We start from the raw sequence: 15,194 nt of genomic DNA on the forward strand, positions 1-15,194 counted from the left end.
ACAATTTCATCTCAAAAGGAGAGATTTTCTTGACTAGCTCTCAATTTAACAGCGATTATACAAGTCAATTAATTGAAGACATTAATATTGTTCCGGAGCAAGGCATCACCATTAACTCGGAACAATTAAAAATCAACAATGGTACTGAATTACTATCGTTACAAATAGCAGATAAAGAGGAATATTTGCCAGCTTCTTTTATTCCCAAGCAAGAGTGGAAAATAGTCACTGCTGTAGAAAAAGAGCGATTAATACTTTTACTTGATCGCAGCGAAAAGTGGAATTTGGGTAAATATATTGGTGTGATCCAAATCCCTAATAATTTAATTGAGCCGTTGAGAGTAATTATCAATACACTTAATTTAAATAGCGATCGCCCAGAACACAATATTAGTAAAATATCCTTACATGCAGAATATCAACCACTCATCCAAAATATCTCCTCATATTTGCAAAAGTATTCTCTCACCCCTGATGGAATCCAATGTTTGGGAATTCATAGCCATTGCTCAGGTTTAATTACTAGTACCGTTGATGCGGTCAGATTTCTGCCGAAGCAACCCCGTGTTGGTCTACATTTAGATAGTTGGGAAAAAGCCCCACTCAAACGCAGACATTTATCTAAAAACCGGATCTGTATTAATATCGGCACAGAGACACGCTACTTTCTCTTGATCAATCTTTCTTTAATGAAGATGTTTGAAATGCTGGGCTTGTCTACAGCAATAGATGTTTCTCGGTACTATCGCGGTGTTGAATTACCCGATCAATTTATGACAACTTTTCCAGATTATCCAGTAGTTAAAATAGCTTTAGAACCCAATCAAGCTTATATTGCTCCAACAGAAAATATTATTCATGATGCATCAAGCTTAGAGAAGCAAGAACTTGATGTTACTCTCACCTTCCTTGGTAAATTTGGTATACTACCCCAGCAGATTGATTCTATGGGTTAATTGTTTTTGGATAGCTATCATTTGTGTGCGATAAACTAATTATTGAGGTGTTGGAGCATTACAGCTAAACGTTGTTTGCTGTGAAGAATTATGAGAATTACCTCCACAAACTTGTGCAACTAACTCGACTTCCCCACGGAATTGATTATCCAACCTTGTGTTTCCACTATTGTTTGTGGGGTTGGTTTTGTTGTTACTTCTTCCTTAATTTCCCATGTCTATTGCAGTATCCGGAGCGCAAGTACAAATACGGCTACCGGATCTGATGATCCTATCAGAGAAACTTGCAGCAATTTTGGGACAAACAAATCGGGGTACGATCGAGCTAGAAATGCCTCCACCAGAGTTGATTATTGAAGTCGCCTCCCCAGGAAAGACTAATGAAGAACGTGATTATCGCTTTAAACGCTCCGAATACGCGGCTAGGGCGGTTCCTGAATATTGGGTGATAAATCCTGAAGCACGTAATATCATCGTCTACAGGCTAATTGCTGGTTTTTATGAGGAGGAGGAATACACTGGAAATACACTCATTCAATCCCGATTTACAGCACTTAAGTTAACAACTGAACAAATCCTCAACCGTAAGCTTTAGAAGGAAATTTAGCTAAAATCGGATAATTTCCCGCTCCCAGTCTTCTGGTGTCGGTTCTATTTCCCACACCAAACCTTCGCCGGGTTGCAACACAACTTCCAGATATAATATGTTGACTGGAGTTGTGGCAATATCTTCGTTATTCTCAAAAGGTTGCAAGTCTTCAGTCAGCAGCCTCAGCTTCAAGCCAATAGGAATAGTAGCATCAGCAGATGTACTCCGCAATTCAAAACGCCAAATATGCTCTTCTCTATTACCACCAGGAAAAATACGTAGCTCATATGTATCCCCTGCTATAATTAATTGGCGAGACAACCCCAGAATAGATTCTGCACTCCTCATTCCAGAAGGCGCTAAAACAAATTCTCTTTGTCCCCACCCCATCTGTTGAGCAAAGTTTGATACACCAGCTTGCAGCCATGTTTGAATGGAATACTGTCCTGATATCCCTTGACGCAGTTCGTAAAGTCGTTTTCGCCAGCCACCGTGTGCTAACAATGCACCCCATAGAGAAAAAGGCACTGATAGGCCAGGAAATTTGACATCGGAATTACCCAAACGCGCTAATAAATTCTCGGCTTGGGTTTGGGGAAGTAGTGGTAGAGGTGCAATCTCTGCGCGTAAGACTTCTTGGTAATTAAGTTGATGTGTCACCCAAAGTACATTTAAATCTTGAATTAAATCCTCACGTTCAAGGCTGTAAGTTCGGTCAAAAGTATCATAAACCCCAATTGTTTTTAGCTGTTGATGTGTTGTGTAACCATAAATCTTCATCCAGCCATCATCGGGATTCACTTGCACTGCTAAGTAATAGTCAGCAACCCAATCGGGAATATCTACCCATTCTTGGCTAACTCGTAACTCATCCCCATCCACCGCGAGAGTGGGAATTAGCACCAAGCGAGTGTTATCAAAAATAATAGCAGTGCCATTGACAAGTTCCCAGAAACTGGGTAACGATGCAACGTGAGGATAAACCCTAGCATTGGGGATAATTTCTGCTCTTAGCCAAGGCAAAAATGCATCAAGACAAAGTTGATTAATCCAGGCACGCTGACGACTACCATTTGTTGAGTATGGTTGTTCTGGAGTCTCAGGAGTGGCGGGAAGTTCTAGATAAAACTGATTTTGGTCAATTGTAATAGATGCAGGCGAATTAAACATGATTCAGTTACCAGTTATCAGTTATCAGTTATCAGTTATCAGTTATCAGTTATCAGTTATCAGTTATCAGTTATCAAGTTCACTGCTCACTGTTCACTGTTCACTGATTTGAGCCATTCCTCTAAGCTTGTACTCATGGCATCCAGTACGTTAGGAGTTGGGGAGATATGCAATGTTTCATTACTCCACTGCGCTAAAGATTGCAGCAGTTGACGCTTAATGCTGCTAAGACGACGAGAAACTTGATATTGCTTGATTTCTAACTGCTGGGCAATTTGCTGTTGTGTAAGTTTCTCGCTGTAGTAAGTTTGTAGTAGTTTTTGTGACTGTGCATCAAGGGCAGTTATAGCTTGATTTATGACTGTTTGCAACTGCTTTGTTTGTTTTTGAAGGGTGATAAATTCTTCTTGAGCAATGATTTCATTGAGTAATGATTTTTCTACGTCCGCAGGTATGATATCTAGTAAACTACCACCATCTTGTTCATTTCTAGGGGCATCTACAGAAACTAGATTGGGATAAAGGAAGGCACGTACAGCCTTAGCAGAGATACTTAGCCATTTTTCTAAGGTTTCTGGAGTAGATGAACTCGATTGACTCAAATGCTGGGTATTGTAGAGATTAGCAATTGCTTGCCATGTCAAAGCATCTGGCTCTACCAGCTTACGAACTTTTGTATTATTAGTAGTAGTATGGAGTTCTTTAAAACATTCCCAAGCTAAAACATAGCTTTCAATGATTGGACTATTAAAACCTGCATTTTGTAAAGCATCAATCAGTCGTTTGCGACTAATTTTGTGCAACAATCCCCAGTCTGTACAGATATCGGTTTCCTGGCGCAAGCGGAGTGAGTCTTTGATAAAGCCTTCAAAGGCAAGTTCTGCATAACCTTTCAAATTAGAACTGTATTGAGGATCGAACCGTTTTAAGATTTTTGAGACGCGAGAAATGGCAATTTGAAAACAATCAGCTACAGAAGACTGGCTGGGGAAATTCAGGGCGATTTTTCTGGAAACCCAGTAACAAACCTCCTGTAAATAAGCGGAAATATGAGCCGCAGCTAGGGGACTAGATTGAGTTTGCCAAACTTGATGCCAGTAAATCGCCCAAAAATTATCTGATTCTGGCTGAGAAGACTTTTCTAGACAAGATTTGATACTACGTCGCAGTTTTGGATCAGTGCCCCAGCTATGAAAAGAATCTGCATTGAATAACACAAATGTGGAGAAAATATCCGTAATATCTTGCCTGGGTTGCATGGATTTACTCACTTCGCGTTTCGTTTGTCATTAGTATCGCCACAGTTGCCGATATGCTGTAGCTACGCGCGTCGTAGACATCGCACTTAAAATCCTACCGCATATCACAACTGGAATTAGATTTTACTTGAATGTCTTGACACCAGCATAATTGAGGATTTTAGCATCAGCAGTTAGCAAAGGAGAATCATAAAATCTAGCAGCAGCAACAATTATTTGGTCAAAAGGATCGCTATGAAACCCTCCTAACTGTGTAGAATCAATAACAATAGGAAGTGTTAAGTCTAATAATCTAACTCCTGGGTAAGCCAAAGCAGCTTCTAACCATTCATTAATTGGTAACGGTAAAATTAATCTCCCTTTTTCAACTAATTTTGCTACTTCCCAACAAGAAACAATACTCACACCAATACCATCAGATTCATTTTCCTGTAACAACTGCTGATATTTTGCTGTCAGACGTGTATCATTCTGAATCCACCACACCCAAATATGCGTATCAATTGCAATCATTGCAAAAATTCCCAATCTTCTAATGCAATGGGTTCTGTTGGATCGTCATAGCGATATGGCTGCGTATTGTGTAGCGGATAAAGATGTTTTTTTACTTTTTCATCCGTATTTAATTGGCTTTGACCGTGACTAATTTTAATAAAGCGAATAAAATCTAATGTTTGCGTTAATAGTTCCGCTGGTAAAGACTCTATTTCTTGAATTAATAATTCTTTGGTAATCATGTCTTTTGTAGTCATGTTAAATATCATCTCCTAAAACACGAATTTCCAACTTGCTTTCTTTCATGGTATCGCCACAGTTGCCGATATGCTGTAGCTACGCGCGTTGTAGACATCGCACTCAAAATCCTACCGCATGTCACAACTAGAAGAAAGAACACCATAACTACTGCTAGGCACAGATGCTACCAATTCAACATTACCATCAGCATTTATTATCCATCCTTGGGCTTCTACAATGGTTTCAGGGGTTGGTCGTTGCGTAATTTCTCTTTCCTGATTCCCCTCACCCAACGTTACCCAGTTAGTAATCACCGCACGTCCCCGCAATGGCTCATCCGGGTTTAATGGTAAACCTCCCCGTCCTGTGGAGATAAAGCGACTGGCTATTTTTCCTTTGGGGGTGCAACCTTGAGCAATTTGCTGCGATACATCAACTAAGTTAGCGGGTAATTCCGTTAAACCGCGACTGGGATCTAAATCTGGTGTGTTGAGAATGACATCACCGTTTAAAGTCGGACTAGTTTGAGAAATAGCAGTAATATCGCTGGTTGGTAACTTTGCAGGATTTAAATCTTTGGGTTCGTTGGTTCCTAATAACTTAACTAAGTCTTCTCGACTACGAGGTGTGATGCCATAGATACCAGTGGCATTGATAGTAACTTTGCCACCAGTGCCTGTGAAAGCGTTAGCAGTGATGTCGTTGTTTTCGTTGGGGACTGCAACGATGAAAGGGGTATTGATGGTAATGTTGCCACCATTTCCACCCTGCTGTGCAGTGCCAGCAGTGGCAGAAATAAAGCTATTGCGTCGCAGCAGTAATAAGTCTTGCAATCTAAGTGAAATATTCCCACCATCTCCTGAGTAGGTTCCAGAAAAAATACTTCCCCGATTGTCTAATTGTATAAAACGTGCATTAATCTCCAAGTCACCTGCTTTTCCAGTTCCCAGGCTACCCACAGAAACCCCAGCTCCATTTTGAATATTTAACTGTGCGGTATTCAATGTTAAATTCCCAGCTGCTTTTGCTCCCAAAGTCTGAGTAGTTAATCCACTAAAAAACCGACCATCAGCGGAGACACCCTCTAAATTAATTGAGTCTGAAGCATTAATCGTCAGAGTTCCTCCTTCGCCAAAGCCTTGCGTGCTGGCTTGTACCGCTGCTCCTGCTTGAACAACCAATTTTGCAGTAGTTATGGTTACATTTCCCGCCTTTCCCGTTCCATCAGTACCAGCTGTTATGGAACTACTAGTGCCATCTGCTGCGGTACCGATTAATGCGATCGCCCCTCCTGGTGTCATAATGTTTAAATTTCCGCCTTGCCCCGCCCCTAATGTAGCTACAGAAATCTTAGCGCCATTATTTAAGGTTAATTGCCTAGTTGTAACCGTTAAGTTACCTGCGTCTCCTGTTCCTCTTGCATTGACTTGGGCAAACAAACCACTAGAAAATCCACTTTGTGATCTTCCTCTCAACTCAATCAAGTCAGAAGCTGCTACTTGTAGATTTCCACCCTTACCTTGACCAAATGTAGAAACAGATATCTGTGCGCCATTTTCGACCTTCAACTGTCGAGTATTAATAGTTAGAGCGCCCCCTGCTCCTGTTCCTCGGGTTTGTGAAGATAAACTTGTAACAGAACCATTCGGTGCTGTACCACTTAATTCCACAGTATCAGAAGCATTGATTGTGATGGTTCCACCTTTCCCCTGCTGAGAAGTCCGAGCCGCTAACACCCCGCCTCCTTGAATACTTAGTCTGTCACCGTTGATGATAATTGTGCCTGCATCTCCAAAACCTGTTGATTCGCTTAATATACCGCTGTAATTCCCTAGTGCTGAAACACCGATAATATCTACACTCAAGGCATTAATAGTCATATTCCCCCCTCTACCCGTGCTGGAAGTGCCTCCAAATATGACTCCACCATCTTGTACATTCAGGTGCCTGGTTGTAATCTTTAAGTCTCCAGCTGCTCCAATCCCTTCTGTGTCAGTAAAAATTCCACTGTTGTTGGCTAAATCAACCGAATTCAAAGCGTTAATAGTCAGATTTCCACCAGCACCCGTGCTAGTACGAATGGTTCCAGTAGAGATTTGTGCATTATTACCCACAAATAAACGTCCAGTTTCAATGGTCACATCTCCGGCAGAGCCTATTGAGCCTTGGTCAGCCTGAGAAGACAAGTTACTTTTGTTTATATCAACAAAATCGGAGGCACGAATAGTAATATTACCAGCCTTGCCACTGCCAAACGTGGATGCGGATAAAGTAGCGCGCTCAGAAAGAGACAGTGTTGTCGCAGTGATATTTATGTTACCAGCATTGCCCGTTGCTTGCGGTAGTATCTGATTGACCACACCACTACCGACAACCTTTATGTTATTTGTGGCATTGAGGGTAATATCTCCAGCAACAGTTGTAGTTGTCCCCAAACCTCGTCTAATGCCAGTAAACAGCAGACTTCCTGTGAACATCTCTAGATTTCGGGCATTGACTGTAATATCACCGCCACCAGCCCTTGCCACAGACACAAATGCTTGATTGGTGAGTGATACATCTGCACGAGTTATATTTTCAGGAAATTGCAAGCTGAGATTATCGCCATTAAACAGAAGATTGACATTTCCCGGTGCTGCCAGTCCCCCTAACTCAACTCTCCCACCATTAGCATTTAATTGTCCGCCATCCATGCTGACATTTCCACCGACTAGCAGCAAACTCTTACCATCTGGAACTCGCAAACCAAACGCTCTGAAACCTGCTGGGTCTGTTCCTGCTGGTGCTACTGAGTTATTTTGAATAGCTGCATTTTGATTAATTTGGTTGAAAAACAAAGCCGAAGGATTAATTGTCAACAAAGGTGAGGGGACATTTTTCTCAGTAGCGCTGAAAAATCCCAAGTTACCAAATTGCAATGCATTCGCTGTACTCGCCACAAACGAACCACCCACATCTAACCGCGCATTCTGTCCAAATATAATCCCATTGGGATTGATTAAAAAAAGATTAACACCAGTCTGTGTGCGAATCAAACCATCGATTAGAGATTGCGAACCACCCGTTACCCGAGAGAGAATATTTTGGATATTGGGATTACTTTGAAAAATTGCCGCTTCATTACTATTAAGATTGAACTTGCCAAAACTGTGGAATAAATTATTACCAACTGCTTGACCTGCTGCTTGGGGAATTACATAATCAGGCCCCGTTAAAGTCTGTGGTGTTCCCAATGTGCCATCGATAGTGATGCTTTGAGCTAAGGCTTTAGTATCAAGGTTGATGAAAAAAATACTGCTAAATAAGGTACTAATTGACACTAGATACTGCCAAATTTGAGCCATACCAGTACCTGATAAAAATAGAGTACAACCACTAGATTATACTTTCAGGCGATCGCTAGTGGTCGATTATGTTTACTGGGCATTGCTGAATCTAAGGATGAAAATTCAATCTCTCAAACTCTCATTCTCCGCGCCTCCGCGTCTCTGCGTGAAACAAAAATTATCCCACTAATCAGCAACGCCGTTTACTGAATGTGCTGGAAATTTATTTGCTGGGCAAGCATTTCAAGATTTTTCATGACTAAGTGCATAAACAAAAAAAGCAGTCGTAAACAGCAACAGAAGAGAGGCGCACCTCAAAAGCAAGACATAAAAATGCTAGTCAGGTGAACCAAACTTACACAAAACAACAATGAAAGTAAATAAGGAGATTGTTCAATATGCGCGATCCTGGTAGTAACATACAAACAGCTTATAACCTTGGTAACGCCAGTGGCAGCTATAACTACACGTTCAGCCAATCTGTAAACTCTAGTGACACCAATGATTACTATCGTTTTACTTTGTCTAATGGTAGTAACTTTAATATCAACTTATCAGGGTTGAGTGCAGATGCCGACTTACAATTACTTGATAGCGTTGGCAATGTCATTCAAAGTTCATCCAATGGTGGCACTGCTAGCGATTCAATCAGTCGCTATTTAGGCGCAGGCACTTACTATGCAAGGGTTAATTCTTATAACGGTGCTAACACCAGCTACAGCCTAAACTTTACAGGTTCAGGTCCTGGTTTTGATCCAGGTAGCAGCTTTAGTTCTGCTTTTGACCTTGGTGAGTTTAGTAGAAACATTGGCAGATCCCAAAGCGATTTTGTTGGTAGTAGCGACCCCAATGACTACTACAGATTTACTGTCAGTGAAGCTGGGAATTATCGAGTCCGGGTTAACAACCTCACAGCAGATGCCGATTTGCAACTATATAACAGTAGTCAAGTTGTGATTGGTTCTTCTAGTAATGGTGGTACTGCATCTGATGCGGTTACTAGTTACTTAAATGCAGGCACTTACTATGCCAGAGTCAATTCTTTTAACGGTGCTAACACCAACTACACCGTGACAACAGAATCTGTTTAAATATAGGACTACTATTTGATTTTTGAATTAAACGTAGTAGGGTGGGCAATGCCCAGCAAAACCCGGATATGGTGGGCATTGCCCAACGCCACTCCTCTCAACGCGGGAAACCCGCGCACAAGGGTGGCTCCCCTACCAATACTTAAATATGTTCAACAATCAAACCGGATTCCTATAGATGTCTTGTTGTTAGATGTAGGTTGGGTTTTGCAAAGTCTCAACCCAACCTACATTTTTTTGCCCCTTTTTGTGTGTTATGTCTCTAGCTAACACGCCATCTAAATTTTTTTGGTGCGTTATAGATATTAGTCTTAACGCACCTTAATTCAATCCAATATAGTTCAGATTTTCTCAATTGTAATGAACCAAGAAATTTTACAAATAGGTGGAATCAATATTCATGCACATGAAGTTCCATCACTTTTACAACGATACCAAGTTATTCCCCAAATTCAGCGCGGTATAATTATCGACCAAGCCATATCAAATATTTTACTCACCGAATCAGAAGCGGCTGCTGCTATTGATGAATGTAAAAATCGCTGTCAAATCACATCAGATGATGAACTGAAAACATGGTTACAAAATCAGGGTATGACTCTAGAAAAAATGACAGATTTAGCTATTCGTGCCTGGAAAATTGAAAAATTTAAAATCGCTACTTGGGAAAAAAAAGTAGAGTCTTATTTTTTAAAACGCAAGGCAAGTTTAGACCAAGTAATTTATTCACTTATCCGTCATCAAGACCAAGGAATAGCTGCGGAAATTTACTTCCGTATTCAAGCGGAGGAACAATCTTTTGCTGAGTTAGCACGGGAATATTCTCAAGGTGCGGAAGTACGTACTAGCGGAATCATCGGGCCAGTTCCTTTAAATCAGCTGCATCCGATAATTAGCAACATACTTTCTGTAAGTCAACCCGGTCAACTTTGGCCACCTCGTCCTATGGGTGAATGTTTTATAATTTTGCGATTAGAGAAATTATTACCTGCACAGCTTGATGAAATGATGCGTCGGAGGTTAATTGATGAATTGTTTGAGCAATGGTTGAATGAGCAAGTTAAGCAATTATCTCGTGAATCTTTGATTACCCTCCAAGCTGCGTGAAACAGTTATCAGTTATCAGTTATCAGTTATCAGTTTCATTATATTGGTAACACCTACGTCGATAAGAAATACCATATCTAGGTTTTGGTGGGCATTGCCCACTACTGTTCACTGTTCACTGTTCACTGATAACTGTTCACTGATTCAAGAGTTGCATATTTCTCAAAAACATTCGTATAGAGCAGCATACCACTTATGGAAACAGGACAAAGGCTATGAGCGCCCATGCTATGACATCCCCAACGATTGATATCAAAGAATTTATTGCAGGGCTATTTCCTTTCAATCGCTTATCAGCGAAAGTCTTAGAAAAACTATCTGCAAAAATTCAAGTTTTCCGTTATCGCATGGGGCAATTAATCATGGCACGGGAAACCATGCCCCAACAAATAAGTATTATCTATCAAGGACAAGCACGTCTTTTAGTCTTTGATTCTCGCACAGAAAAAAGCGTGACATTAAAGTTACTTGCTGCTGGAGAAATTTTAGGTTGGGTTTCCCATGTGCGGGGTATGGCTTGTGAAACTGTAGTTGCTTCAACTGAGGTTGTTTGTCTCAACTTTGAGATTACAGATTTTCTGAGTCTAATGCATCAAGAAGCTGCTTTTGCAGAAGCACTACACAGTCAAGCTACATTAATAGAAATATATGATTTATTAACAGCAGAATTTCACCGTCGAGCAGATGGTCATACTGATTTAATCAAACTAGCCCATACTTGTTTTGAGCAAGCTACTATCTTATCTTCCCATTTAGAAAATATATATTCAAAGCAGTTAAATGCTGATTTTTTGTGGTTAGTTAGCAGTAGTTCCCAACCAGATTTTCCCGTTGGTAGTCGTTTTGATGCAAAATTCCGCGTCTCTACAAATGTGAATCTGCGGTTGTTGGGTTTACCTCAATCATTACTGCAAACAGCACTAGTTCCCACATTCAGCCAGACACTTGATGTTGCAGATATCCCCTACGCGCCAAAATTTAACCCACAACCAGAATTAGTCCAGGATTCTCAACCCAGAAAATACCCATACATCCGGGGTAGAGGACAACAAGATGCAGCATTAGCTTGTTTCCAAATGTTGAGTCAATATTTTAATGTTACTTTCCGTAGAGATATGCTGCGGCGGGTGATATCGACAAATTATGAAAAGACTGGCGGGTTATCTCTGCCATTTTGTGCTGCTGTGGCGGAGTTGTTGGGTTTAACAACGCAGATGGTAAGAGTTCCCGCTACTGCGGTGGTGCGCTTGCAATTCCCTGTGATGATATCTTGGCAAGATAGTTTTGCGATTATCTACAAAAATAGCAACCAACAGTTACTCATTGCTGTTCCCGAAATGGGATTGATACGTCGTAAAGTAAAAGACTTTGCGGAAACTTGGGGTAGTGAGGGCGAGGTGTTGTTACTCCAAGCCAACAAACATACTCCCAAATCGCGGTTTGGGTTGAGTTGGTTCGTTCCGTCACTGCGACGCTACCGCAAGGTGTTAATTGAGGTGCTGATTGCTTCAATGGTGGTGCAGATATTTGGGTTAGTTAATCCTTTGGTGACACAGGTTGTGATTGATAAAGTGATTATCGGTAACAGTCCTGATACTTTAGAGGTGTTTGGGATATTTTTAATTGTGGTGTCGATAGTGGAAGCTGTACTCACCGCTATCCGCACGCAATTATTTGTAGATACCACTAACCGCATTGACCTTTCTTTAGGTTCAGAGGTGATTAATCACCTGCTACGTCTACCTTTATCTTACTTTGAACGTCGCCCTGTAGGAGAATTAGCCACGCGGGTTGGGGAACTGGAAAATATTCGTTCCTTTCTCACGGGTACTGCGCTCACCGTAGTGATGGATGCGATATTTTCGGTAGTATATATCCTGGTGATGACAGTATATAGCCCGTTGCTGACTGTGGTGGGATTAGCAACAGTACCGTTATTTGCTTTGCTAAATTTGTTGGTTTCCCCGGTGATGCGGCGACAGTTACAAGCGAAAGCCGAACGCAACGCCGAAACTCACTCCTACTTGGTGGAAATCATGGGAGGGATGCAGACAGTTAAAGCACAAAATTTAGAAATGCGATCGCGTTGGCAATGGCAAGAACGGTATGCTCGTTATATTAGTGCTGGTTTCAAGACTGTCTCTACTCAAACTACCGCTAGTTCCGTCAGCAGTTTTCTCAACAAGTTCTCTAGCTTATTAGTGCTGTGGGTTGGCGCTTACCTGGTTCTCCACCAACAACTCACCCTAGGACAACTAATGGCTTTTCGCATCCTCTCAGGCTATGTTACCAGTCCTCTGTTGCGCCTGGTGCAGCTTTGGCAGAACTTCCAAGAGACAGCATTATCTCTACAACGTCTCAGCGATATTATCGATAGCCCCCAAGAAACGGAAGCTGATACTCAAAATATCTTGATGCCAACAATTACAGGTAGTGTTCGTTATGAAAATCTATCTTTCAGCTTCCAACAAAATGGTCAACTGCAACTATGCAATATTAACTTAGATATCCCCACTGGTAGCTTTGTGGGCATAGTTGGTCAAAGTGGTTCTGGTAAAAGTACCCTGCTGAAATTGTTACCCCGACTCTACGAACCCAAATCAGGAAAAATTGTGATTGATGGTTACGACATCAGCAAAGTAGAACTGTATTCCTTGCGTCGTCAGATTGGGATGGTGCTACAAGATACACTATTATTCGATGGTACGGTGCGGGAAAATATCGCCTTAGCTTCTCCTGATGCGGGTGATGAAGAAATCGTCACTGCTGCCAAAATTGCCTATGCCCATGACTTTATTATGAGCCTGCCCAACGGCTATAATACCCAGGTAGGGGAGAGAGGATCAGGATTGTCTGGTGGACAGAGACAAAGAATTGCGATCGCTCGTACAGTCCTCCAAAATCCCCAAATCCTTGTCCTTGATGAAGCCACCAGCGCCCTCGACTACAACGCTGAAGCCCAAGTTTGTCGCAATTTGGCAGAAGCATTTCATCAAAAAACAGTATTTTTCATCACCCACCGCCTCAGCACAATCCGCAACGCCGATATCATTCTGATGATGGATTCTGGCTCAATTGTCGAACAAGGAACCCACGCAGAATTAATGTCTCTTAAAGGCTATTACTACTGTCTCTATCAACAACAAGACGGACAGATTTAAGAATTTGTCTCACGCAAAGGCGCAAAGGCGCAAAGTTACAAAGAATAGGAATTAATCTCACCATGAATATTCAATCTCAATTTGAACAACCCGTACTTCTCGAACAATCTCCTACTTGGTCACGGTTAATTGCTTGGACTATTATTGGAGTCTCCTCATTCACCTTAATTTGGGCATCAGTATTTAAAATTGAAGAATCAATTAACGTCACTGGTAAACTAGAACCAAAAGGCGCAGTACAGGAAATCCAAGCGCCTGTTGGTGGTGTCGTTAAAGAAATTTATGTCAATGATGGTCAGCGAGTTAAAAAAGGTCAAATTCTGATTAGTCTAGAACAAGTTTCCTCCCAAGCAGAACTAACATCATTACAGAAAAGTCGTGCTGTTAGTTTGCAACAAAAACAAGCTTTAGAACAAGAAAACAATTTTTATTATAACCAACTTAAAGGTAGAATTACTCCTCAAGAAATTACACAACAAACAACATTATTAGGAATTAAGCCAGAGTTAGCATTTTTGATGAAAAGTCGCGTTGCTTATGCAGCCGAAAATCAGCTCTACCGCGCCCAGCTAAAAGGTTCTATTACTGGACTTACTCTCACACCAGAACAACAATTACGTTTGCAAACTCGCCAAACTGAATCATCATCCCGCTTAGAAACTGCCAATTTAGAAACAGGACAAATTCAACAGCAATTTTTTCAAAACCAGGCACAGTTAACCAGCGCAAAGGAGTTACTCACAATTGATCAAAAAATTCTGCATAAATTTGAACCTTTAGCAAAAGCAGGAGCTATTTCACAAGTGCAATATTTAAAGCAGCAGCAGGATATTAGCACTAAACAAGCAGAAGTTATTCGCCTAACTAAAGAACAACAACGATTGCAATTAGCACTAAATCAGTCAAATGAAAAAATGCGGAATAGTGCTGCATTGTCTCAAGAGGATGTATTAGCTAGAATTACGGTAAATGACAAAGGTATTGCTGAAATTGAGAGCCAGTTAACTAGGGTAATTTTAGATAATCAAAAACGAATTTTAGAGATTAAGAATCAAATTGGTGAAATTGATAGTAAATTAACTCATGCAAAAGAAACTTTGAAGTATCAAAAAATTACTTCTCCAGTTAATGGAACGGTTTTTGAACTCAAAGCTAAATCTTCAGGGTTTGTCGTCAACACCAGCGAACCGATTTTAAAAATTGTTCCTGATGATAACCTAATTGCAAAAGTATACATCACCAATAAAGATATTGGTTTTGTTAAAGAAGGACAAAAAGTTGATGTGAGAATTGATTCTTTCCCCTTTCAAGAATATGGAGATATTAAAGGAGAATTAATCAAAATCGGTTCAGATGCTTTACCTCCCGACCAAGTTTATCAGTATTGGCGTTTTTCTGCTAAGGTGCGTTTGAGCGGGCAAGCTTTGTTAATTAATTCTCGTCAAGTACCTTTGCAGTCGGGGATGTCGATTAATGCTAATGTTAAATTGCGACAACGGACTGTGATGAGTATTTTCACAGATTTTATGGTTCAAAAAGCTGAAAGTTTGAAGACTGTGCGTTGAAGGAAAATTCTCATTTTGCTACTTCGCAAACCTCACAACATGTTACCCAAACTTTAAGCTACCCCATATCCAGTATATGAACGTTTATAAAAAATTAAACGCAGATAAACGCAGATAAACGCAGATAAATTTGTACTTCACTAGATTAGGAAACGCTATAAGTAATTCTTTTTTAACAGCTTCATGAAATAAGTCTTTGGCTGACATTTATGCTTAAGAGGCTTTTAGATCAATT

Annotated in this window: 11 protein-coding genes; 6 read left to right on the plus strand and 5 right to left on the minus strand. The window is 40.8% G+C overall.

The features are described from left to right. Positions 1-29: 29 nt before the first annotated feature. The gene (locus CAL7507_RS30200; RefSeq protein WP_015130307.1) at positions 30-956 is read left to right on the plus strand and encodes a hypothetical protein; all 927 of its coding nucleotides are present in this window, start codon (positions 30-32) and stop codon (positions 954-956) included. A 214-nt stretch (positions 957-1,170) separates the two neighbouring features. Beyond that, positions 1,171-1,551, plus strand: a complete 381-nt coding sequence (locus CAL7507_RS20000) for a Uma2 family endonuclease (protein ID WP_083862915.1) — start codon at positions 1,171-1,173, stop codon at positions 1,549-1,551. Positions 1,552-1,563: 12 nt separating this feature from the next. On the opposite strand, the gene CAL7507_RS20005 is transcribed toward CAL7507_RS20000, so the two are convergent. The 5 genes from CAL7507_RS20005 to CAL7507_RS20025 form a co-directional block, all read right to left on the minus strand. Then, positions 1,564-2,715: a DUF1822 family protein gene (locus tag CAL7507_RS20005; protein ID WP_015130308.1), complete on the minus strand. Its 1,152-nt coding sequence runs from the start codon at positions 2,713-2,715 to the stop codon at positions 1,564-1,566. 86 nt (positions 2,716-2,801) lie between these two features. Then, the gene (locus CAL7507_RS20010; protein ID WP_015130309.1) at positions 2,802-3,974 is read right to left on the minus strand and encodes a sigma-70 family RNA polymerase sigma factor; all 1,173 of its coding nucleotides are present in this window, start codon (positions 3,972-3,974) and stop codon (positions 2,802-2,804) included. A 123-nt stretch (positions 3,975-4,097) separates the two neighbouring features. Then, entirely contained in the window at positions 4,098-4,487 is a 390-nt protein-coding gene (locus CAL7507_RS20015; RefSeq protein WP_015130310.1) for a type II toxin-antitoxin system VapC family toxin, read from the minus strand. Continuing rightward, positions 4,484-4,726 (minus strand): hypothetical protein, encoded by a 243-nt coding sequence (locus tag CAL7507_RS20020; RefSeq protein WP_015130311.1) that lies wholly within the window; start codon positions 4,724-4,726, stop codon positions 4,484-4,486. The genes CAL7507_RS20015 and CAL7507_RS20020 overlap by 4 nt, the downstream gene beginning before the upstream one ends. Before the next feature lie 111 nt (positions 4,727-4,837). Continuing rightward, entirely contained in the window at positions 4,838-8,053 is a 3,216-nt protein-coding gene (locus CAL7507_RS20025) for an S-layer family protein (protein WP_015130312.1), read from the minus strand. A 380-nt stretch (positions 8,054-8,433) separates the two neighbouring features. Here CAL7507_RS20025 and CAL7507_RS20030 point away from each other — a divergent pair, with 380 nt between their 5' ends. The 4 genes from CAL7507_RS20030 (at position 8,434) to CAL7507_RS20050 (ending at position 14,959) form a co-directional block, all read left to right on the plus strand. Further along, positions 8,434-9,126: a PPC domain-containing protein gene (locus tag CAL7507_RS20030; protein WP_015130313.1), complete on the plus strand. Its 693-nt coding sequence runs from the start codon at positions 8,434-8,436 to the stop codon at positions 9,124-9,126. 360 nt (positions 9,127-9,486) lie between these two features. After that, entirely contained in the window at positions 9,487-10,233 is a 747-nt protein-coding gene (locus tag CAL7507_RS20040) for a peptidylprolyl isomerase (RefSeq protein WP_015130315.1), read from the plus strand. A gap of 215 nt (positions 10,234-10,448) precedes the next feature. Next, complete coding sequence (locus CAL7507_RS20045; RefSeq protein ID WP_015130316.1) at positions 10,449-13,394, plus strand: peptidase domain-containing ABC transporter; 2,946 nt, start codon at positions 10,449-10,451, stop codon at positions 13,392-13,394. 62 nt (positions 13,395-13,456) lie between these two features. After that, complete coding sequence (locus CAL7507_RS20050) at positions 13,457-14,959, plus strand: HlyD family efflux transporter periplasmic adaptor subunit (protein ID WP_015130317.1); 1,503 nt, start codon at positions 13,457-13,459, stop codon at positions 14,957-14,959. The last annotated feature ends 235 nt before the right edge of the window (positions 14,960-15,194 follow it).

The organism is Calothrix sp. PCC 7507, assembly GCF_000316575.1.
Taxonomy (GTDB): Bacteria; Cyanobacteriota; Cyanobacteriia; order Cyanobacteriales; family Nostocaceae; genus Fortiea.